Below are 23058 nucleotides of genomic sequence, written 5' to 3'. Positions count from 1 at the left end.
TCGCGCCAAGGGAAGACTGCTTTCGGCGCGGCGCGGGATAGCTGTAGGTAGCCTATGGTTTGTGTGACATCTCTGTTCAGAGCACAATACGGACGAAAGTATGCCTGAGCCGCAGTGAGATGATCTCTGCCGTCTGATCCGGTCGGCGCGGTCATGCCAGCAGTCGGTCAGAGCAATTTCCGTAAAATCACGTAGCGGTTCTACGTCCGGAAAATGCGTAAAACAAGATAGATAGAGCGGGCCTAACGGTTCCGTTTAAGTCGGATGTGCTTTCTCGGGCATGGAAAATTCACAACAATGTCCATGATTTGCATCCTGAACATTTTCGTTTGCTGTAGGGTTGCGGAATCTTCTTATATGCCACGTCCGACCGGCCGTCCTCTTGGGTCCAAGGACGGCCGCGAGAAGCTCTTTTGATGGTCTTCCGTTACGCTCAGATCGGTTGGGGAGGGGCGCGTTCTCGCATCTTCCGGCCGATTTGATGACGGAATACCAACTGTCTGAACCTCGCGAGGCTTAATCGATTTTTCGGGTGCTTTGTGAGAAGCGTTAACCGCCGATGAAAGCGGCGGCGGCATGCTGCCCACGGACGAGGCAGTTGTTTCGACACTCGAATTGCTGCTGTTGGAGAAGACCGAGGACGCTGACGTCGTGGAACTGATGGTCGACGCAGAAGGTGTTCGGGACAGGCGCTGGCTCTCACTCTTTTTTGATGGCGGAATATCGACCACCCGAACCTCATGTGCCCTGATGGATCTCGCGGAGAATGTTTGAGCCGTTTGATAGGCGTCAGTCGGGGAAGGAAGCGGCGGCACGCCTGCGTCGACCGAAGGGGTTCGGGACTGGGGCGGCGGGGGGCGCTTGCCAGGGTAAATCGTATCACCTGGCGATAGGGATGGCGCGCCTTTGTATATGATTTCGCCGGATGGCCGGATTTCCTTCACTTTCACGAGTGCGGCCGCGACCGCAGCCGCTTCCTTGCGGGCTGCTTGCTGTTCATCAAGGGTCCGCATTTTTCCGCGCAACTGCCCCCGAAGCCGCTCCTGGTTCTCCTCATGAGGCACATATGCCTGTGGGATCTTATCGGCATATTCCAATTTGATTGACTCAGCGACCGGTTGCTGGTGTTTCGCCTCGGCTTGAGGCTTGGAGATGTTCTGGCCCTGATCGGCAACGGGTGGTGCGGGCGCTGTGTATTCGGCGCGCGTTGGGGAATCGATCTGGGGCGAGCGGGACCATGTATTGCTGACCCGTTTCACTATGGCTTTCAGGCCGGACATCAGCCCGCGTTTCGGCGGGCGTGCTTCATCTTGAGGGGTTGTCAGGGGTCCATTGCCGGTATCTGTATTTGCCATCATCCTACGCCTTTTTACTGTTCCCGTTGTTTAAGGTCGATGCCGGGCAAAAAATGCCGCCAGCGCCGCGGTCGCCAGTTTGCGCCCGAAAGCGCGGGTGCTTTCCAGCCCGAGAGGATCGAAATACTCTCGAGCAAGAGCAAGAACCTTTTTGGGCATCATGCGGGATGTCTGGATGGGGGATTCGGCGGTGGCCGGGTTAATGTCGTAGCCGGGTGCATATTTTAGAAACTCTCCGCTTTCCAGACTAAGATCATAATCATGCAAGGCCTTGCGCAAGATCATCTGTAGCGCTTTTCGGGAGGGGTAGTTGGTCAGCAATGTATCGAACATGGCCGATACGCCAGGCGCGGGTTGAAGCGCGGAGACGTAGACTTGGACTTTTTCCTCTGCGAGCAGTGAACAATCATAAGCGCCGGTGATCGCAAAAGGGGATGGCCCAGAGGATTGCCTGGAGGACGGCTTGTCCGCAGTGCGGCGCACCGCGGATGGCGCCGTACCCGTCTGGACCCTCTCCGGCCGTGCCGGTTTTTCCGCCGTCGTCACAATAGAGAATGGTGATTTGAGCTGCGGGGAAACCGTAGTGGTTTCCTGCTTCACCGTTACGGGTTTTGGTTCCGGTGTGACCTCCAGTTTTTTTGGAAAGATCGCTGGAGGCAGGCCACCATCGACCTCCCCCAGCGCCGAATTGATCTTCGCCAGACGCCGCGCCTCGGTTACGGTGAGACTTGGCTTGTGAATGGCCATTTCAGTTTCCGATGGTGTTTTGGACGAACTGGCTCAAGCCCCGTAATTCATCCATCGCCACCTCAAGATTGCGCAGCGAAAGGCGCATGGCTGGCTCGCCGCTGGCGTTCCTCACGCTCAAATGCAGCATACCGCGCTCTTTCATGGCCGCAAAAGCATCGCGCTCATGAAGTGGCATTTCTGTGAGGGGAAGAGAATTAAGGACCTCCCAAACCGCGCGTTGCGAGGTTGTCAGTCGACTGACCGGCACGCGCTGGCGAAGGATTGCCGTGGGGATGGCCAGATTTTCACCCAAGAGCAGCTCGATGATGTAGCGATAGGTCGCCAAGGCTTCGTCCACATCGAGCGGCGTAAGCATGGTAGGCACCAGCAGAAAATTGGAACTGGCAATGATTGTGTTGTTTAGTTCGCTTGATCCGCCCTGCGTATCGACCAGAGCGTAGTCGAAGTCGCGCGCTTCGGCGCGCTCATAGGCATCTTCGAGCAAGCTCAACTCGTCTGCAACGAATACCTCACAGCTAGGATCCCAGGTATCGCGTCTGGTCGCATTTTCATGCCACCGGGTCAGTGGGCGGTTCTCATCGGCTTCGAACAGCGCAACGGTTTTGCCTTCCGCCGCCAGCGCCGAGCACAGTCCCATCAGGGCTGTTGTCTTGCCCGCTCCACCTTTGAATGAGCAGAAGGTAATAAGTTTCATCATAGTTCCCTTGTCGAAATCCTAAATATTACTTTCTCATCATCGAGATATTTTTGAAATTTATTCTATTTTTAAGCATAATTATTCAATGCTTCATCTGTGTCTTCTTTTCCATTGGTGTAACGTTTCCGTATCCGATTCTGGGGGTGTAGCTCCGCGTCTGGCAATTGCGATTGCGGTGCCGTAACCTGAGGGTTCGTTGGTGGCAGCTGGCATGTCACCAAATTCAGACGGGGTTTTTCGCCCAAGCCGTCTCAATCGGTTGGCCAGGAGTTTGAAAATCGAAGTCATCTTTCGTGGCACAGACCTGACACCTGAAGCCGGGGCACAGGCGCGAACACGCGCGCACGACTTGCAAGAAAAGCATGCAGATGCCGAATGGGAGAGCAGGGCGGCTGCCTGAGCCTTTTGATAAGACTTCAGATACTCCGGAATACCGTCGCGTTCGACTGTGTTAAGCAATTCCTTTTGATCTTCGAATATTGAGGAAGTAACACGCCCAGTTTCTGTTTCCTCTAGAGAGAAAGGGGCATAGACATCTGCTGCATCGACGTTATCCCGCATGGCAGGCCTCCTGATGATTTCAATAAAAGGTATAGGGATATCGAAAGATAAGAAAATATATTACGGTTTCAGCTGTAATCGATCTGATTGTCCGGTTCCGGAGAGGGGACTCGGTGATGTGCTCCGCCTTTCTGCAGGGCGATGATCCGATCGAGTATGAGGCGCTGCTGGTTCAGCGCCTGCATTTCCTCTTCCGTCAGACGAGGGGGCTCAGTTGCCGGTTTTGGCGCGGTGACGGTCTGTGCGTCCGTTGCCGGCTCAAACTCGAGAGAGTCGCCACCTCCCCCACCGGAAGGCTCCTCTTCCGGCGCAAAAAAGGCTGTTTCCGATGTCGGGGCAGGATCGTCTGGAAAGAACGGCTGGGGCTCTTCGACGTTAGCCGGTGGCGATAAGACCGGTGCATTTTCCCAGGTTTTATCGAGAGGCTGCGTCGCAAACTGATCCATATCGACTGGGTCCGGTTCCGGCAATGGACCTGTTTGGGCGTCGAACAGGCGTTTCAGAACGCGATCCGAGTAATATTTCACTTTATCCATTCGCAATGGCGGCTGGCCTTTGATCAGCACGATTTGCTTGGAATCTTCAATGACGCGCACCTGTTCGGGACGCAGCAGCGGCGCTCCCTGATTGGAAAGCTGCACGTTGGTGTCGAAAATATTGCTCTGGCTATAGGAGGTGGAACGCTCGCGATACGTATAGTCGCCGATGGACTTGGAAATATATGCCGGTGTTTCGTCATCAGCGGTCGCCATGAAGACCTGGAGCCCGGTATTGCTAAGAAAGTTTTCCTTGCCCGATTCCTCGTAGGCGCCTGTAAGAGCTGCAAGGCTCTGGATGATAAACATGAAGCGGCCCTTATAACCGGCAATCGTAGTCACGGCCGTTTCGATGGATTCCAGCTTGCCGAGGTGTTTAAATTCATCGAGCAAGAAAAGCACTTCGAAGATTTCGTCCTTGCCAGGCATACTCCGTTGAAGGATCGAAACGACCTGCTGGAAAAACAGCCTGACAAGGGGAGCGATGACCTCAAGATCGTTGGGACTGACGCATAGGAAAATCGACGTCGGATCCCGCCGCAGATCGTAGATGGAAAAATCTGATGTGGTGGTTGCCGCCTTGATCATCGGGTCGGCCCACAGATTGAGGCCGCCATCGCCAAGGACCGAGGTGTAGGAGGTCAGGATTTTCGTGTCGTTGCCAGCCATATTGTCGAAGATTCGCTGTGCTTCGACATTCTTGGTTTCTTCGGCCAACTGTGCGAAAAGCTTATATTTTTCACCCGGCTGCGCAAAAAGATCGTAGACCGCGCCGATGGTGGGCGTACCTCTTTCAATGCAGGCAAGGATACCGGCCACGAACAGATCGCGCGCGCCGTCAATGAAGCCCTCCGATCCTTTTCCCTTTGCCGCAATCAGATTGTAAGCGAGGCGTCGGGTCTCGCTGAAACGCCGGTCCGGCGCCATGTTTACGATATCCAGCACCGGATTGTAGCTGTGGGTGCGCCCGGCTTCGTCAAAGGGCGCGAATTTGTAAACCCGGTCGCCGCGTGCGAGCCGGGAGCGGGAGGTCAACTCAAACAACTCCCCCTTGACATCCAGTGCGAGGATGGAGCCGTTGAAGGTCAGAAGGGTGGGAATAACGATACCGACGCCCTTACCAGCGCGCGTGGGGGCCACAACTAGACTATGCGGCTGGTCGCCATTGGTGAGATAACGGCCAAAGCCGCGGGGTCCTGTGGTTTTTCCGAAGATCGGCCCGTTCACCTGCCTGTAACGTTTGATGTAACCCGCGTGTGCCAGGTCCGCGAAGCGGGCCCAATGAGCAGTACCGTGATGTTCCTGCTTGCGCAGGAGGATGACAGCCAGGATCAGGGGAAGGACGACGCCTGTTGCGGCAATAATCATCAATCCCCGTTTAAATACGGGGGTCGTATAACCCTTGTTGAACGGTAATTCGTGCCAGAACGAAAGAATGTCGAAATTCTGGAACGTTCTGACACCCATGCCGGATTGAAACGCGGCATAGACAGTTGCCAAAAACGTACCGACGATCAGAGAGAACACCACTCCAAATATCAACGTGTTCCATTTGCTATGTGCATCCATAAAATCTCCTTGTCGAAGCGCTGCCCTTCCTCGGTATTTGTTTCGCTCCTCTTCGCAACATTCCTGCTCTTAATCAGGGGAGCGCTTTGCAGGACAATCAACGCGTCCTGTCTGGTGGAGGGCGTGTGGAATTCCTCAGCCTTCCCGACACCGGCCCGTCTTCGATACGTTTGAGGTCATCCGCGTTTTTCTGCCCGCGGGTGCGGACCACCCGGTCCAGGTCATCGCCGCGTCGGCGGGCGCGTACAGCAGCACGGCGGGCCGCCGCCTGAGCCGCCGTCTCATCCGGAAGGTCGGCGTCGTTCCTCGACGAACCTCCCCCGCCGCCATCCGGGGTAGCGCTGAACGTGAACTGGAACTGTTCGTTGGCGATGGACTGGTTGTCGGGCACCTCCGGCCGAGCGTCGGAAGAGATCGGTGGTGGCGAAAGATCTGCACGCCCGGCGGAAGCGTTCTCCTGGGGGGTGGTGACGGATTGCCCGCCATCCCGTTCCGGAGAAAGAGAGGAATTACCGGGTATGCGCCGCCGCCGCCGGTCGCCTTCGGCGTCCTCCACCTCGCGTGCGGCATGGTCACGTTCTATTCTTTCTCGCTGCTGTCGCGTAATTTCGTTGTTGCGCTCGTCATCAATTGCGGATATCGGTCGGGATGCGGAGCTGCTCTCAGGCGGTGAGGCATTTTGCGGTGTGCGCCGACGTGACCGATCACCTTCGGCGTCTTCCGCCTCGCGGGTTGCGTTGCGGCGTTCTGCCTGCTTGCGGCGTTGGTGCTCAGCTTCCCTGCTGCGTTGGGTGTCTACGACATTGTTGCGCGATTCAGAGCCTTCACCGGGTGAGCCCTCGTTGGTTTCGTCCTGCGCCGGATTATTGGCGGGTCCGATGCCAGTATCCGAGCCTGTGGAAGAGGGACGTGTAATGCTCGTAGGCTCGGCCTCGGGTGCCAGATGTATGTTATCGTGATGCCGGGACTGCATGCTGCCACTACCGCTCGTGGTGATATCCGGCCGCGAATTCCCTCCGCCGCCAGTCCCACCGCCGGTCTGGCCGCTCGCGGATCCGGAGCCCTGCGGTCTTTGCATCGATGGGCCTGCGGCAGGCTCCGGCGTCGCGGAACGGGATTGTGACGTAGGATCGACGGCGATAACCGTTAAATCATCCCATTGTTCGCGGACTTCAACGGCATTGCGAGCATTGATGCGGAATTGTTCGTTCGACAATGACGGCGTTTCGATGCCTCGTTCCAGACGCGAAGTGGCTTCAACGTCTATCCCTTCCTGCTGCGCCCAATAAGCGAATCTTTCACGCATCACGGCGTAATTTATCCTGGTATTCCGGCGCGCAATCTTAAGCCATTCGTGCTTTTTCGTATCGGGATCCCTCTGCAGCGACTTTCTATTGACCAGAACGTGCAGATGGGGATGAGGCTTGTCGGTGTGAAAAGCGGTAAGGTAATCGAATTCATGTGGATTACCTCGGTCACCTTCGCGAATAATGGTGGCGCCGAACACGTCTTCCGCGGCCTTGCGCATCGCCCGATAGGCTGCGGTTTTGTCGGTGCCAGCAGGCAGGCTGAAAATAATGTGGCTGGTCATATCCTGTTCGGCATCGCCAACCTGCTGGCCATTGATGTAATTGCCTGCCTGTTCTCCCCAACGCCGCGCCCAGTCGGGAAGCTCATCATATGGAATGAATCCCGCGCCATGGCGTTCTGAAAACTGTAATTGCAGCTCGGGAAGCTGGGCACGTTGGCGTTCTGCAGGATTTCTCTTTCGGGTCAGATATTCCATCTGCGAGCAGATGCGTTTGATGCTACGCGCGCCACCTCGTCGCACGACGTGGACTATGGCTTGAGTGGCCATCGTTTAAGTCCTTTCGGTAATGTCAGGGACGTAACACCATATGCCGATGTCATTTTGCGGCTTCCTGCAGCCGCAGGCGACCGTCCAGGCGACGCTCCGCGATGTTCAGAATGGACATCAAAGTCGCATCCAGCCGGGCGAATTCGTAGCCAAATTCTGCGCGCAATTTCGTAAATTCAGCGGTGTCTACAGCACCGCTCTGCATGCTAGTGGCGTGCATCCGGGCAATATTGCGCGAAATTTCGCTGATTGATTTCAGAATACCTTCGAGTACTTCCCGAGTTCCCATATCGATCTCGACAAAGCCGCCAATGCGCCGCGCCGCCACGCGCAAAGCCATGTTGTTGGTGAGGCCGAACTCGCTTGCCTGCTCAGTGAAGGCTTCAAATTCCGCCTCCCGCAGACGAACGCTGACTATTTTATAAGGTTCCGGGGCAGTTTGCGCAGGGTGGTGGATTAAAGGTATCTGGCGCTGGCTTGGCTGCGCGTCTTCAACGTCTTTCATCAAAATATATCCAGGTCGCAATGTTTAAAAAAAGAAGCAGAATGTAACGACTATCAGCGGTAGAATTTTCCCTTCGTTGCCTATTGGAGTGGGATCGCAGAGAAATTTAACACTCCTTTGCCGTCAAGGGCAGCGCAATCATGCTACAAGTGTAATAGTCGTTCGCCTGATTATTGGGCAGTAAGTGCACTCCTAAAGTAAATTGATTCCAACGCCTGGTGCCACGTCGGACAGCTGCAAATATCGATACGCCAATTGTCACTGCGCTGATGCTGGCGCAGCCTTTGCGGGCATCGCCCGCCTTCGACGCGGACCCTCGCTCTCGTTCATAAATATCTCGACGGCACTGTGCCAACCACCTGTCACAAGCCTTCAAGCGCGCTGGTGCCCTGGCTAACCGCAGCATTTGCTACAGATGTAACCTGATCGAAATTGACATGAGCGAGGACCGTCATAAATTTATTATTAGTATTTTCTCAAGGTCAGGTAGCTTAGCTGCCTGGCGGCATTATGATTGTTATCATGGGCTCTAATAAAAACGAATTTTCGCGAAATAGTTAGTTGGTTCAATCGGGCGGTGGCGCGCCGAGGCATTTGCCATGATTGCAACTGCAATTATGCACATCGGAGTCCGCCTTCGCAAAGAGCCCAACCTCTCTTTTAATGTCAATGAAGACTGTCGGTATGATTTTTTAGGAAAGGAAACACAGATGAAGAATGACGATAGTAATTCAATGTTTCGAAAAGAACAAAGTAAAGGTATAGTTCATATTAAAAGTAACTATAACAAAGATGATTCATACTACCCTAAAGAATGCTATATTGAGGATTTTGAAATAGAAAAAATGAATACTTTGAAAATTTTGGAAGATTTTAAACCTATAGATGCCGACAATTAAATATTATATTATTCAGGGATTTTCGGGATGACCAATAATAATGGCGAAAATGACCGCAATATGAGTGGTACTAACAGCGGCGAAGCGATAGACTTTCTACGAGACTTCTCCTATCCCATTAAAGACGAGAGCAATATACCACGCAATGCTTGGGCTCTCTATAAAGACGGGCCTATTTCGAAAGGCATAACGCGCGGTCAATGGATGGAACAAAACAACGGGCTCGGACCGACGACCAGTCAGTTCGGCAAAAATGGCTATGCCATCCACGCCTCTTTGACAGGCAATGAGAAATTGCAAGTCGACGGGAAATTTGGCGAGCACGACCTAATGCCTCCCCAAGTATTCGTTCAAAACATTAAGCTTTCCGAAAAACAGCAGCAGATAGTGGACAGCATCGTCGACAAAAGTGCGCAGAACAAAAAGGCATTCGCCTTCAAGGCAGCAAAGTTCCGTGAGATCGCTGCGGAGATTGGCGTGCCACCGGATATCCCCAAGTTTGAAAAAAAACTTGAAGGTAAAAATCAAGTTTTTCATACGATAGGCGGAGGCAGCCAGCCTTGCACTATTCAGTATGACAATCAGATCCGAGCCGGCAACAGTATTCCCAATGTTCAGATATGGAAAGGCACAGAGCTTTTGGAGGCGACGTGGCATACCAAAGACGGTAAGGGAAAATACGATGGTAAGTCACTCGCTGAGGTTAAAGTCGCTGCAATCGCCGAGTATGGCACGGGCGTTGATGTCGCGCTCAAGGCGAACACCAACAGAACGATGGGTACCGCACAGCTTGACCGATATGAGAATGGAGCGAACAAACGCTGGAACGCTCAGGTTGCGGATCAGCGTGAGCGCAACCAAAATTTCAATCATTTAACGGCGGTTGTCACACAGCGAGATCCCAGTATCCCGAGCCCAAATGTTGACGTCAACTGGCTCTTCGCCAACGCGCCTGACCATGCTCTCGCCCAAGGGCTAAAAAGGGGCGAATACAGCGAAAATCTCCGCGTTATCGGCAGCGGTAATGGGCGAACCAGTGTCCAGTTTGCGATGGAGAAATTTCCAGATGTAGCGAAGCTTTTAGATGAGGCTGGCATTCCGAGGGAGATTGCCGAAGTCCGGCCTAACGATTACTGGAAAATAAAGGCGGTCGGGGAGACTCTCCCTCCCATCTCGGTTCCACTTGCTAAACATCTCGATGGCCCGCCGCCCCCGGGCGTAGACGTCATGAGTAGTTATGGTCCCGACCAGATCATGGTAGCGGGCCGCGACAAGCACGGTGATCGCACTGGAATGCAAAGGACTTTGAGCGAATATGCTGCGCAGAAGCTGCGTCTGCCGGATGACGCCGCAAAGGTACTCCAGCGCGAGCCGGACATGTATTCGCGGGCAACTGAAAAGAATGCGGGCCTATATGACGACCGCTCGCGCGCTCAAACCTCTCGGGGGGCGGGCTGGTAACGCAATATTGCGTAGCCAAATGATGCTGCGGAGGAGCTTATAAGAACTTCTGCAAAGCTCGCGAGGCTGTAGTCTCCAAGAGATATCAACGGCCGAGAGGTTACAAAGAGGGGCTAGCGATAAGCTGCGCATCGCTCGAGCCGAAAGACGTTGAGGCAGCAATTCTAAGAAGCCGGCTCAGCATACTGGGCGAAGCTGGCCGTCTAATAATGAGTTCTTCAATGGAAGGATCCTATCGTGGCCGATATTGAGAAGAAGCCCGCAAAATTACGCGATTCAAAATACAAAAGGCGAGTGGTCCAAGACTTTGGGAGCAGCCTTGCGCAAGCGGTAGATATCGCGGAGCGCAATGCTGAGAGACGGATTGACAGATATAATCGGTCGGACAAGTCTGATCGGTTAGAGAAGGATTTGGACCTTTTTGAGAAGATAGATCCCTCCAAAAGGGATACGGTCATTCGCTCAAGACCTTTGGGATGGAGTAACAAGAAGCTAAAGATCGACAAAGATGGCGCATTCATCCATGAGCGCGGGAGATTTAGAAAAACAAGAAAGAGTCTGTCACGCGATGCAGAGTCTCATGCTGTCGTTAGTGGATTCGAGCAGGAGAGCTTCAGAAAGAAGACAACAGAAAGCTATCGTAACGGTGGGCTCCTGTCGAGAAATGTCACGCGCAAGGACGGATCGTATGAAGAGAACTGGGAACGGAGCAAGGGCGGAAAGCTCATCCTGACTAAATATCAGACAAGCCGCATAAGAGATGGCGGACTATTCCGCTCTATTTCGGAGGATTTAAGCGCTGCCGATACAAACGGCTATCGAACCTTGACCCAAAAAAAAGGCGGCCTTTTCAAGAGTGAAAAGGTCTTCGAGACAGATGAAAATGGAGAAAATCTGAATCTCATTGGCCGAAAAAGCAGGATTTTCTCCAAGTATTCGCAAATATCCAAGAACAGGGACTTCGCCAACGTTGAGATCAAGCACTTCGGGGGTCTATGGAGCAAATCCTATTCATCTCGGCTAGATGCAAACGGCAATCCCATTAGCAAAGATATCGGTGCCCGCCGGAAATTTTTGAGTAAAAGATCACGTGATTATAAAGAAGGTCGGCTCGAAAGCCAGGTTCACACCTTTGGGGGGAGCAAGCTTTATAAACACAGTGTTGATTATACAGCGGGAGACGGCCTCAAGACCATTGAGAAGAAACTTTTCGGCCTAACAATCTACAAAAATACCGTAAAACTCAGTCCGAGAGAGGTGGCGGCAAACGACCTGAGGAAGGCAGAGGCGCAGGAGCATAACGCTCTATGGAAAGCTGAAGTCGCTGGGAGAGAGGCTGTCCGCGATTCTGCGATCACGGTGCATCCTGTACCTGCACCTGGAACGACAATGCGCCTGGGGACAACTCCTGTTCTGTCCATGCAACCCGTGAAGCGGGATCGATCTCCGTTTGCAAGTGGAGTTGTTTTCCCAACAGCTCCGGCGCCTTCTACCCAACAACGGGTAAGCAGTGCGACAGAGCCTGATGTGGCTCGAAGCACGCTTCCAGCGCCAAGCCATCAGAATTCAGTTGAAATCGATAGAGCCGCTCCCCGTGCGCCAGAGGACGAAGAAGAAGAAGCATTTCTGAAAAGCTCTGCGTCACCGAGCCCCAGCAGGACTGCTTCCAAAAGCGCTGATGGCCAATCGCATGCCTTTCTAGGTGATTGGAAACCTGTTGGGGATAACGAAGCGGAGAAAACGAGGCCACCAAGCAGCAGGACTGCTTCCAAAAGCGCCGATGCCCAATCGCATGCCTTTCTAGGTGATTGGAAACCCGTTGGGGATAACGAAGCGGAGAAAACGAGGCCACCGAGCCCCAGCAGGACTGCTTCCAAAAGCGCCGATGCTCAATCGTATTCCTTTCTCAGTGATTGGAAACCTGTTGGGGGTGACGAAGTGGAGAAAACGACGTCAGCGAGCCGTCAGAGTTCAGTTGCCGAAGAAAGGGCCGCGCTCAATAGCTGGGCCCCGAGCGGTACCAGCAGCCGTAGCGGCCACGACGACACCAATGGTATAGACGCCGCCTCAAAGAGAGGTCTGGGACCGAGAAATCGTGGGGTAGCATCTGTCGCTGATTGGTAAATCTAAAAGTGGTATTTATCTTATTTGATCGACGCGGAGATTATATTATTAAAACCAAAGGTAATTTTGAAAAGTTAAAAATAATATTTGATTATCCGTAAGTAATTCAGAAATTATCCTGTAATTGGAGTTTAGCTGGTCGAAATATTTTTCGAGCGATTTTTTCACGCCGGAATAGCCACATTTCTATCCGTTGTCAGCAACAAGGCCAAAGCGCGATACAAATCACGGTGGCAGCTGTAGCAATACCCACCAGGGTGAAACAGATATATCTGCCTCCAGAGGAATCTGCGGCGTGACATGTTGCCTTTCAGCTCGCGATGTCTGGCTTACTGCTGCGACGATGCAAAAGCGCCGACCAGAATAAGGCTGGGCTTCAAAAGACGGGGTGTTGTCAGACCGGAGGGCGAAATCGCTCCCTTGTTGCTGTAAGACCGAAAGGTGCCAGATGGAAAACGGTTCAGTGGGTGGCCCAGCAAAACGCAAGGCTAGTGCATTAAATCGCGACGGCCCGGCCCGGCCCTTAGGGCGCGTCAAGCGATTGAAGTCGACCGCAGCGAGCCGAGATGAAGGCCCTGCCGGGCAGTTGGAAAACAGCATCCTTGAGAGCATCGAGCACGACCCTGACGTGGACTTGCCCGAGAACATTGTTTTTGACAACGATGGGGATGACGAAAGAGAACTGAGCTGGAGTCCTAGCCCGGACCGGACTCCGGCCGCTCGTCAGATCGACCGCAGCGGGCCAACCTCAAAACGTGAAGGCGAACGAGCTGTAAGCGAGCATGCTGCATCTTCATTCGTCCCGCTTCCGGCTCGCGAACCCACGCCAGTCAATACCTTGCATAACTATTTCGACGATTCGGCATCTGGCCCGACTGCCGGAGAGGTCAAGGGGAAAAGGGCGAAGGATAAAGGCAAAAAAAAACAACCCGGACTACGGCGCACGATGCACAACTATTATCGGGGTTCTCATGACGGCGTGGTCCTCATCTCCGACCCGGAACAGTTGCGAAAGGTCGCACGGCTAGGAACTGGTGCGAAAGAGGTTGTTTTTCGAACGAAAGGGCAATTCGAACGGGATTTCGGTAAACCGCCTACAAGCGCTGACATGGACGACACCTGCACGATCACGAGTTTTGAGCCAGGCATCTTTCGTTCCAAACCGAGAACCTGGAACACGATTGAGGTAGAAAAGCGGGAAGACTGGAGGGATGAATATCAGGAGCGGGATTGGAAGTTCGCCGGTCTGATGAGCAAGGTTGGCCAAAGCGGCAAGCCCTTCAAAGAGCGAGTTATTACCGGGCTTTTAAGCGAAGATATAGGCAAATTCCAGACACCCGTCGGGGAAAGAAGGCGGAATCACGCGTATATAGAGGCTTTGAAAGCGGGGCAATACAATCCAGATGCACTGATCCGCCTGGAAGATGGAACCTACAAAGCGATTTTTCTCAAACTGTACGAGGGTACCCGCGATATGGTCTCGTTCAAGGCCGTAACAGACAAGTACGGAGAAAACAACGTTTGGCTAAAAACAGCGAATTTCGACTACATGACCCGTGATCAGTTTAACAAGAACGCGCCGACATTCGATGCGGCCGAAAAAATATTCTGTGAATATACGGGCCGCACCTATGAGCCCAATGTTTTTGTGCGAAGCGATGAAGGAAAGTGGATAAGCAAGAAACAATATGACGAGAAAAACAGAAATAATTTCGACGAAGACATGACAGAACTAGAAATACTTATCCTAGGCGATCACAATCAGGGTTTCCTGCAGCCTAAGACAATGAAGTGGTTAAACCCTGAGCTCTACGAGCAGAGGATGCGGGCGGCTCATTTGACAGGATACGTTCCAACGAGCACATCACGCGCTTCCTCAAGGGGAGCCGTCAAGATGGAAGCCATATCCGACATCTTGGCAAACAAAAATAATCGTGCCAGCGCGCCTATTCTGATGCAGATTTCAAGGGACGAATTGGAGCCGATCGATAAAATCCCTCCCGGAGCTGAACACCACCAGATATACCCACAAAATGTCAGCGAGAAATCTGGCTACACTGGCAATTATACACGTAACTGGAGATCGATTAGACGGGAAGAAAAATTCAGAGATGCTGCAAGCAATCAGAGCGTATCGTACTTTGAACCATCCAGCGCGCTGCAGAAACCAAAACGGCTCATGACCGACGAGCAACGTAGAATAGTCAAAACGCCATCTCCCTCGCCGGTGCCGTCGGAGGTTTCGGAAGATGAATTGTTTGTGCGGCAGAGTTCGGTCTCGCTCCCACCTGACACGTCCGACGATGAAACCCAGTCGATTCCCGTGTCAAGAAGGCGACGGTTTAGCTCTTTGCCGCCTGATAGTTCCGATGACGAACAGAAAGCTCTTAGCCGCCGCTCCGTGGAGAGACCTACTAACGCCAGGTCTGATGGAGGAACCTCTCGGCCTTCCATCACGATGCAGCAGCCTTCGGCACCCGAGGTTAACTCTGCGGGTGAACGGCGGGAAACCAATGGTAGTCCAGTCATGGCGAGGCGACTTGCGCAGGCTCCCCAATTTGCTTGGCTCTCCTCCAGTTCGGACGATGAATCCCCTGTTGCGGTCAATCGGGCAAGCTTACATTCACCAGGTGGGGATCAAGCTAAAAGGAATATCGGGCGCGGAACTTCGGCCGATACAATCACTCGGCAGGCATCTCAGTCTTCTCCGCCTGACAATGGGCGGCGTACCCGTTCCCGAGACGTGAGTCGAGGTTGAACTCAAAGCAGGCCCTTTCTGAGAAATCCTATAGACAGCTAAATTGCATCGAGGTTTCGACCTTGTAAATGCCGTCGATCGGTGGATCATAGCAGCGGTTGAGTTTTTCGAGGAAGCCCGTTGAGATAGCATTCCGTTGACTGTGCCGATAGCAACGGCGACGATGTAGTTGGCGGTTTCATCGATAGGATCGATGACCTAGGGGGCGACCGCTCCGGGAGTTGCCTTGCGGTTCGCCTTCCTTGCCAAGCATCGTATCAGCGGGGAAACTATTTCTAATCTCATTTTGACGATCGTATTCTCGGCAGCCCATCTGTAGCTATGACGAAGTCCATAGGCGCCTTGGACGGCACTGTGAGATCGGCAGGCTGCAGTTGATGTTCAGGCATGATCTCTCGGCGTTGCGCGCCATTTCATTCGGAAACTGCTACGGAATCGACCGTCGGCCACGTCGCCCGGGCGGCGAAGCGGAACGTCGATCCGAAAAAACGTTGGTTTCACCTGTAACTCAAATCCACATAGCCATGCAGGCGGCATTCTGAGAGAAATATCTGAAATGAGGCTTCTGGAAGCAGGCAAGCAGCAATGCCGAATGAAGAAATTGCGAGATTGACAAGTGGAATACCTCGCCTATGGCGTAAAGCAGGCCGTGAAGCTGATGGGCTGCAAGCGGGCCCATTGAAACAGCCCCATCAAGATCCACTGCCTCCTGATAATGTTGGGTGGAGGCTGCTATCTTCCCATATCGGGAAAACGAAACTTCCTGTGTATACGGAACTCGCCGTCCCGGGCGGGAACAGCGTCCTCCTGTTGCATGAATATGAGTTCAACGAGCGGCAACTGGATGTGATTCGTCACAATGTCGGTCGTGCGAGGGCGAATGTTGACGCCGGGATTGAGGCTCTGGCGTATAAGGATAGCTCCCAATACGACGGCAAAACCTCTGCGTTGCTAAAACACCATTTCCTTCTCGATGTTGATAAAGGTGCGGCGGCGGGCCTGGTTGACGTATTCGGCCCCGATTTCGATCCACATCGAGAAACGATGGGAGGTGCTCGTGACATATTGCGCGAATTGAGAAGAATATCGGCGGGGCTGAACGGTCCGAATCTCGAAATGAAGGTGCTCGACGATCTGAGCAAACGATTCCCCGAAACAGCTCACGCCGGTACAGTTGGATTGGCTTGGCGGCGTTTTTCTAACGACGAGTCGCCTCGAGTTTCGTTTCGAATAAAAACATCCGCAGTTTTCGACGCCGAATTGGGACCTCGCATCATTATCCATGAAACCGCACACAATGTTGCGGCTCTTGATGACCACGGGGAGCGAGGATATCTGGATGACTCTGTAGCTGGGCAGCCAATGCGCTACCGCGAGAATGGTCTGACGTTTCAAGAGGCCCTTATAAATGCAGATACATACGCTGCGTTTTGTTGTGACTTGCGAAGATGCCCTCCCAGTATCAAGTGGTCTCTCCCTTCGACTGAAGCTTTGCATTCTGGCTCGATAGGGCCGGAAGAACGGTTCAGGGATGGGATGAGCGCAAGGTACCAGACACCGGCAAGCGACCAGCATGTCAACGGTGGCAAAGCAAACACGAGCTCCACGATTGCCAAGCCGTCCTTACAGATCGGCAATGTGAACAATAGAGGGCTTGCCGAACGCGAGCATTCATCGTTGGGTCGTTGACGGATGTTGGTCTCCCGGAGCCAAAAGATCTCGCGACATGAACCCGATCCGCCGCTGGCATCCCGTCGTCACGTTGCAAAAGCAACGCATTCACGACCGCGAAGATCGGCGCTACGCGGCTTGCCCAGTGCCACGATCCAGCAGGCAAGGTAAGATCATCCATCAGATTGCTTGCATAGCGCATTGCGCGCCTAACAGAACCGCAGGAATTTTAACATCATTTCAGTTGAAACGGTTCTCAATGCGACTTTCCCCCATATGAAGCCTATGTTTGTCAAAGCACAATCTCTTGTTCGAGAGAAATTATTAATTCCTATGATGGAGTTCTTTATGCATTACGATTATTACGTGGGTGGTTTCTCATATTCTGAGCTAGAAGGCCATTCCATCCCATCGGCACCCAATCTTGCCGTCGGTTCCGCCTCTAACGAGTGGAGCCAGTCAGGGGCGGTCGCCCCTCTCTCTATGTCGCAGCAAATGTTGATGCTCTGTTTTATCTCGGGACAGATCGAGCATTCGGATTGGGTTAGGCATATCGAGGAGGATCCGGTTTTGGCTGCCCACTTCTCGCTGATATGGTCGGCGAGGACATGACAAGGCGCCGTATATCGGAGCATCGCCTTTCGGTCTCAGAGTCGATTTTTGATTGCGGCATACGCTTAGTTTCCGGCACCACAACCTCACCCCTTTCGTCAGCCGAGTGTGAATTTTGCTTTTGGGCGAGGTCTCAGAATTCGAGTGCAAGTGAGTTTACCGTGACAGTTTGTGGTTCGAGTAAAGTGGGACAACAGGCGCTCTTGTTTCATCAATCGCTGCACAACCTTTTCCGAGATTGTCACACTCTGCCTGGCCAGCGACGCCTGCAGTCTATAATAGCCGTAGCAACGATGGTTGCTTTAAGATTTCCGCCAGGCTATGACGGGTGGTGAGATACTTGTCTGCCAAGTTCACACGGCGCGGTGGTAGAAGTAAGAGCTTCGCGCAATTCCTAACTGCACAAGCAGTTCTGGCAATCGATAGATATTTTTTGAGGGCGCCAGCCAGCTGTGTCTCCTACCGATTACTCAGGGTCTGCAGATCGACGCCCAGGCTTTCCTAAGAAACACAGTCTCCAGCCGTCATGGGTGCCTGCTCGTAGCCCATAGACCGGCCCCGCCGCTGGAGGTTGGCGATGACGCGGCCACGATGTAGTTCATCATAGGCCGCAGCGCCCGGATCGCGGTAGACCACTCCAAACCGCAGCGCATTGTAGAACAGGACGGCTATCTTGCGGCCGTCACTGCTTTATGCTTGCCGATGCGCCCAGCCATACAGCGGTAGAACGCGCCGAGTGCAGTATCGCTTCTCCCGCAGCCGCTCGGCTGGAAGATCGTCGGGTCCGTGACGAAAGCACTTTGCCACCGGAGGTCTTGTTGCCGGGCGCGAGGCAGAGCCACGATGTAAAGTCTCGGCCACCCGCGCAGAGGTGTTGCGGCGTTTCATGTATGAGGGAGCCTCATGACCGAGTAACTCATTCCTCCATGCGTACAACTAGGCCGGCATGCGCCTAGCCGGCCGGCTACCTGGTGGGCACCTCTCCACTGCAAAAATCGAGGACAGAGACCTGCTTCAACGCCTCGGCACAGGCCGGACGCCAGGAACGACCGACCCTCGACGTCCTCGTCTCCGGAAACGTTTCGCGACCCCACGTCGTCAAGGTTCCGCGACCGGGACAACCCAATGCTCGCATCGTCGCAGAGATACAGCGATCGTGGGTGCGGTAGCTCTTGAGCGCCGCCTGCTTCTGGGCTCAAAAACGCCACGGTACGAGCAGCGTTGCAAGCGGCACGTTCATTGTATGGTTCGGGCGCGGACGTTTAACCAATACCTAACGGCGGGCCGGTGCTGATTTCAATTCATGGTGGGTCGGCGTGAAATGGAGACGTATTTCGGGTGTATTGTGTCGCAATCGCCCGGACTGATGCCGCATCAATTCAATTTTAAAAACTGGCGCCCCCATGGGGGCGCCACGGGCGCCACGGCAGGATACATAGGGATGTAGTTACCTCAGGGTTTTCGGCTTTGGCGAGCAATCTTCTGCTAAGGGACAGGCAGTTTTAGACGTGATCATCGGGCTTGGAGAAAGAGTGGTGGCAAACGGAGCCTTTGCATGAATTGGCGGCTAGATAGGCTTAACGCGTGCAAAATCAGGATAAAATTTAATGAGACATTTTTACAGATAGTTGTCCGCGGTCTTTAGTCGCTATCCTCTTCCTCTTCCTCTTCCTCTTCCTCTTCCTCTTCCTCTTCCTCTTCCTGACTGGCAACACTTTCGTCGTCTGTCGTTCCGTAACGCTCATTTTCCGCCATGTAGGGATCCATGGCTCTGTCGATTGCCCTATAAATTTCGGGAACAGAATACCCGCTTCGCAGCAGGAGAATCCTGGGGTGAGGCATTCTGGCTCGGGGAGCGTTATCGTCAGCGGATATAACGAGGAGGATATCCTCAACTTTGTCGAACAGTTCGAAAATCAGCATGTCGTTCCATGACGTCGCGATAACGATCGCCGGCTGAGGGGTCAGTCTATCCCGCAGTATGAAGGCGTCTGCAATGTGGCTACTGGACGGCTCGTGAAAAGGAAAACCGTGGAGCCATGTTCGCGCGATCTTGAAATCAATCGCCTCCCCGCTCGAGTATACAATGGTATCGAAGAGAGCCTTGCTGGTTGGTTGGAGCGACACGAACGAGAAGCTCAACTGCATGTTGTCCGTCGAAATCGTGCCAGATTTTTTGTGGGTTTGATCGTCAAATATCTCCGAGCGGATGTTTGTCGCCTTCTCGTGGGTATATGCGGAAAGAGATGTGTAAGATCTCTGACGGATTTGTTCTCTGGCAAACGGAGACAACGGTCGATCGTGTTGTTCGAGGAACCTGTCTAGATTGAAATGGCAGCGAAGCTGCGCTGGTTAGCAACAATATCGGGTGGAATTGATAATCTTACTTTGGATCGGCCTGGAATCTCCCTAAGAAACCGCGTGAGGTGTTCTGTGTCAGTCTCGGTCAAGTCGCGCAGAGGGTACTCTTCGCATGCCGTTGTTTCAGAAGCGAACGAGGGTGGCGCCATGAGGCTATCCGGGACAAAGACACAGAGAGACCGAGGCTGCGCCGGGCGCGGCTCGCTCCGACTCATGGTTAGATGATTTCTGGACATTGTTGCTTAGAACAGCTGTCGGGGGTGAGTGACTTCTTAAATAGTCGAAGTTGTAGCTTTGAGCCGAGAGACAGAATTGGGAGGCCTCCTAACGATCAGCCATGTACGCGAATAGGTGGCTACAGGCAGAGATGCGGGCGTCGCTAGTGCGTCCTTGGCATTGAGGAATACGAGGTCCGGTGCAGCGCTGGTGTTTTTCTACTGCGTTGCGACCAATGATAACAGTGTTAGGTGGCACGTGCCGCTGAGGTCAGACCGGAATGCTGGCGTTCCGGTGACTCAGGGTGGAAAATCAGCCCATCATGGCAGATACGAGCTGGCGGTGTGTCCGAAACTGTAAAAAATGTGGGGGTTATGCTCACAAGATACGGGTATGGGGCCGAAATAAATTACCAATTCGGAGGGAATTGGAGTGCTGACGTGACCCCTCATAGATAAATACGGGGTGCGGTGCCAGAATTTACAGTTTAAAACAGCAAGGACCCAAACAGATCATCACATGATCCCTCTTGCCCCTATTTTAAGAAGACAACGCCTTAACATCGCACTTCTGGTTTTGCGTTCAACATGTCCACAACTCGGGTCGGCGAGACCGAGGTTACAACACATCCCCTTGGTTTTCTTGCGCGCGCCTTCCAATCTTTTTGGCGTGTTGGCAATTTCCGGAAGGACAATTTCCTGACGAGCGACAAGGATTTTGTTCCAAGATCGGAAGCGCTCAGGAATGAGCTGTGCCTGCAGCTTGCTGAGTGTCGCGGTGAAGCCAGCCCAATTGTTGCGCTTCCTGCATCTGCTCAAGCCGTCATCATCAAGGAAAGCCGGCGCGCGGAGGAAAAATTTCTGCTGAGGAGCGGCTTTCACATCTGGGTAAAGGGGCCTATCGCCATCTTTTTCGCCCTCTGCTTCGGATTTCCGATCTACATCGCGTTTCGGCAGAGGCAATGGTCTTTTGCCATCGGTTCCATCACCTCAGCACCACGTTCGGCAGAATTGATTTTTCTCTACTCGCGTTACGCTCAAAGCGGTCTTGAGTTGCTGTTGACCTTCTTTGAGAACCGACTCTGGATAAACATGCCGCCAGGGATTACCTTCTCAATCACCGAAAGCAATGAGGTGGCTTCCGTTAAGCAGAAGCTATGGTTTTTGGCGGCAGCAGCGATTTTCAGCACAACTTTGCTTCTGAGTGGCGTTCTGCTGAGAACATGGTTGTGGCAACGCAAGTTGCAACGTTTGGCCAAGCTTACCTGCGATTTGTCTGAAGACCAGAAGAGTGTTCTGCTCAGCTACTACCAGACACTCGACAATGGGGCTCAATCCATCCTCTCTATGAAAGAGGAGCGCGGTCCGGACGATCCTCGCGGCCAACAACAAAAAGGTGCGAGTGTTCCCACCGCTGAGATGATGGACATCGGTGTGCTACATTTACGCCGCGTTCTGCAGGTTATTGCAATCTTTGTCCGTGAAGCTGAAACCACCGGCCTCTATCTCGCGCGCGACAAGTACAGATATTACAGCGTGCTCATTTTCGCATTCATCCTCACAGTCGGTCTGAACTACGATCAATTCATGGTGATTGTTGATGCGATCGGCAAATACATCTGGACATGGATCAAGGTCAGGAGGGGCGTCCAAAACACGGATACTTCGCCAGCCTCGCTTGGCCGCACAGTTTCGGTCATTTTCATCGAAACAATTCCGTCACTGATCCTGATTGGCTTTCTACTTCGTGCCAGCGGCGGGACAATTCTAGATACCTGGAAAGCCCGTATGGCAATTGGAATCGCGCTTGGCATTACCAAGACGTTCTTTGTTGACCATGTTCTGGAGCTTTTCTTCTGGGTTGGGCACTGGCTGATCTGGTGTTGGCACCGACTGAGTGCCTTGGCTGTTGCACTTCATCTGGATGCGGTGGCTCGCCAACTTTGCCGCTGGTTCCATCTGGCGGCGATCTTACTGGGCCTGGATAAGTTGCTCGCATTTGTTTCGCCGTTTGTCGCGCCACTCAGCTCTTGGTTTTTGAAGGGCGCCCTCGCGATCTTGGGCTAGTCATAAATGAAACGGCGCGAGTAGCGGCCCCAGACGGGTGCTTTTCTCCAAAAAGGAGAACCATCAGATATGATGGAACATGGATGCAGTCTGCGCAACCGCTGATATCCATGACGAGGCGTTCAACACCCCTACGACCGGATTTCAACAATCCCGAAACGGAGCCGGGTCGCTTTGGAAGGAAACAAACTCTGCATTTCGAAAAATAAGAAAACCAAAAAATGCCTTGTGACTTTAATCAGTAAACACCTAGATAGCTAAAAAATCTAACTGACGTCTCTCCTTAATTATTTGTTCCTCCATATCCGTCATTGTGTCGACCTTTAGCGCTATTTTGCGGTTCCAGTGAGCGGGCCGAGATCGGGTGCCCCGGATTATATTTCATCAGCAGCGTGTTTTTTTTGCCCAAATCCTCATAGGCTGGGCAATGTGCTGGCGATAGGCTCGTGCGAAGGCGTCTCAATTTAGAGGAGAAGTACGATAAAAAGCAGTTTAATATTCAAGGCAAGGTCGAACTAAACGATAGTAACTAGCTAAAGGCTATACAATCTCCTTCTCTCGTTCATGACAAAAATGAATGATGCAATTTAGACCTTCTCCTAGAAATGGCCGTATCGACGACCACCAGTAGGCGCGTCGTAATTGTTAAAGAGCCAGGGACGGACAGGGGCACCATAGTTGTTTGACTGCCAAGTGCCGTTGGCCACGCCATGGTTGTTTCGCCGCCAAGCTGCAGGGGAGGTTGCTTTTTTGCGCGCGGCGCCTTTGGCTGGCCGGACTGATGTCTCTTTCCGGAGTTCCTGCAAGATATCTTTATAGATGCCTGCCTTTTTAGCCTCCTCTCTGAGCGCACGACGCTTTGCACGCCGATCAGATTTTTCCACCTCCTCCCTTTTGACGGGCAGGCCAAATCGAACAAAAGCCCAGACGAAGAATTCTTCGTCTTTCTCGCCCTCGAACTGGTAGAAATGACAATCAGGAGCTTCAGAGATTTTGACTGCTCCTGAACTGCCCCCCATTTCGACCGGACAGTCGGCATAAGCAGAAAGGCTCAAGCAC

General features: G+C 53.1%; 15 protein-coding genes and 3 pseudogenes. 6 read left to right on the top strand and 12 right to left on the bottom strand.

Annotated elements, in window-relative coordinates; translation table 11 throughout:
• Positions 1-353 precede the first annotated feature (353 nt).
• The 7 genes from QRN60_RS25080 to QRN60_RS25050 form a co-directional block, all read right to left on the bottom strand.
• Positions 354-1355, bottom strand: a complete 1002-nt coding sequence (locus QRN60_RS25080; protein WP_129565568.1) for a hypothetical protein — start codon at positions 1353-1355, stop codon at positions 354-356.
• A 30-nt stretch (positions 1356-1385) separates the two neighbouring features.
• Positions 1386-2102 carry a VirC2 family conjugal transfer protein gene (locus QRN60_RS25075; RefSeq protein WP_111794440.1) on the bottom strand — a complete coding sequence of 239 codons (717 nt, stop codon included), beginning with the start codon at positions 2100-2102 and terminating at the stop codon, positions 1386-1388.
• Between the two features lies 1 nt (position 2103).
• On the bottom strand, positions 2104-2799 hold the full coding sequence (locus QRN60_RS25070) for a conjugal transfer ATPase VirC1 (RefSeq protein ID WP_111794462.1): 696 nt from the start codon (positions 2797-2799) through the stop codon (positions 2104-2106).
• Positions 2800-2892: 93 nt separating this feature from the next.
• Positions 2893-3363 carry a hypothetical protein gene (locus QRN60_RS25065; protein ID WP_129565569.1) on the bottom strand — a complete coding sequence of 157 codons (471 nt, stop codon included), beginning with the start codon at positions 3361-3363 and terminating at the stop codon, positions 2893-2895.
• Positions 3364-3431: 68 nt separating this feature from the next.
• Positions 3432-5468 (bottom strand): type IV secretion system ATPase VirD4, encoded by a 2037-nt coding sequence (gene virD4 / locus QRN60_RS25060; protein WP_111794441.1) that lies wholly within the window; start codon positions 5466-5468, stop codon positions 3432-3434.
• A gap of 97 nt (positions 5469-5565) precedes the next feature.
• Positions 5566-7326, bottom strand: coding sequence for a relaxase/mobilization nuclease domain-containing protein (locus QRN60_RS25055; RefSeq protein WP_111794442.1), 1761 nt, complete (start codon positions 7324-7326; stop codon positions 5566-5568).
• Between the two features lie 49 nt (positions 7327-7375).
• Complete coding sequence (locus QRN60_RS25050; RefSeq protein WP_111794443.1) at positions 7376-7831, bottom strand: DNA mobilization endonuclease VirD1/MobC family subunit; 456 nt, start codon at positions 7829-7831, stop codon at positions 7376-7378.
• Between the two features lie 599 nt (positions 7832-8430).
• Between QRN60_RS25050 and QRN60_RS25045 the strand changes: the two genes are divergently transcribed.
• From QRN60_RS25045 to QRN60_RS25025, 5 genes are all read left to right on the top strand, one after another.
• On the top strand, positions 8431-8730 hold the full coding sequence (locus QRN60_RS25045) for a hypothetical protein (RefSeq protein WP_111794444.1): 300 nt from the start codon (positions 8431-8433) through the stop codon (positions 8728-8730).
• Positions 8731-8757: 27 nt separating this feature from the next.
• Positions 8758-10191, top strand: coding sequence for a VirE2 family protein (locus QRN60_RS25040; protein ID WP_111794445.1), 1434 nt, complete (start codon positions 8758-8760; stop codon positions 10189-10191).
• A gap of 237 nt (positions 10192-10428) precedes the next feature.
• Positions 10429-12315, top strand: a complete 1887-nt coding sequence (locus QRN60_RS25035) for a hypothetical protein (protein ID WP_162693451.1) — start codon at positions 10429-10431, stop codon at positions 12313-12315.
• A gap of 448 nt (positions 12316-12763) precedes the next feature.
• Positions 12764-15073 (top strand): hypothetical protein, encoded by a 2310-nt coding sequence (locus QRN60_RS25030; RefSeq protein ID WP_111794447.1) that lies wholly within the window; start codon positions 12764-12766, stop codon positions 15071-15073.
• Between the two features lie 765 nt (positions 15074-15838).
• The gene (locus QRN60_RS25025) at positions 15839-16762 is read left to right on the top strand and encodes a hypothetical protein (RefSeq protein ID WP_112934537.1); all 924 of its coding nucleotides are present in this window, start codon (positions 15839-15841) and stop codon (positions 16760-16762) included.
• A gap of 788 nt (positions 16763-17550) precedes the next feature.
• Here the strand turns inward: QRN60_RS25025 and QRN60_RS25020 are convergent.
• The 4 genes and pseudogenes from QRN60_RS25020 to QRN60_RS25005 all read right to left on the bottom strand — a co-directional run.
• Positions 17551-17857: pseudogene (locus QRN60_RS25020) on the bottom strand (IS3 family transposase); the annotation flags it as partial.
• Positions 17858-18212, bottom strand: a pseudogene (locus tag QRN60_RS25015) (IS110 family transposase); the annotation flags it as partial. It abuts the pseudogene before it with no gap.
• A pseudogene (locus QRN60_RS25010) lies at positions 18209-18551 on the bottom strand (IS3 family transposase); the annotation flags it as partial. The pseudogenes QRN60_RS25010 and QRN60_RS25015, both read right to left, overlap by 4 nt.
• 446 nt (positions 18552-18997) lie before the next feature.
• The gene (locus tag QRN60_RS25005; protein ID WP_284767191.1) at positions 18998-19504 is read right to left on the bottom strand and encodes a hypothetical protein; all 507 of its coding nucleotides are present in this window, start codon (positions 19502-19504) and stop codon (positions 18998-19000) included.
• Between the two features lie 1016 nt (positions 19505-20520).
• On the opposite strand from QRN60_RS25005, the gene QRN60_RS25000 reads away from it, so the two are divergent.
• The gene (locus tag QRN60_RS25000) at positions 20521-21999 is read left to right on the top strand and encodes a hypothetical protein (protein ID WP_111794452.1); all 1479 of its coding nucleotides are present in this window, start codon (positions 20521-20523) and stop codon (positions 21997-21999) included.
• A 599-nt stretch (positions 22000-22598) separates the two neighbouring features.
• Here the strand turns inward: QRN60_RS25000 and QRN60_RS24995 are convergent.
• Positions 22599-23058: hypothetical protein (locus tag QRN60_RS24995; protein ID WP_284767190.1), on the bottom strand; the 460-nt coding region annotated here is incomplete at its 5' end.

Source organism: Agrobacterium sp. CFBP2214 (assembly GCF_030209895.1).
GTDB classification, from domain to species: domain Bacteria; phylum Pseudomonadota; class Alphaproteobacteria; order Rhizobiales; family Rhizobiaceae; genus Agrobacterium; species Agrobacterium radiobacter.
This window is presented reverse-complemented; position numbering and strand designations above follow the sequence as displayed.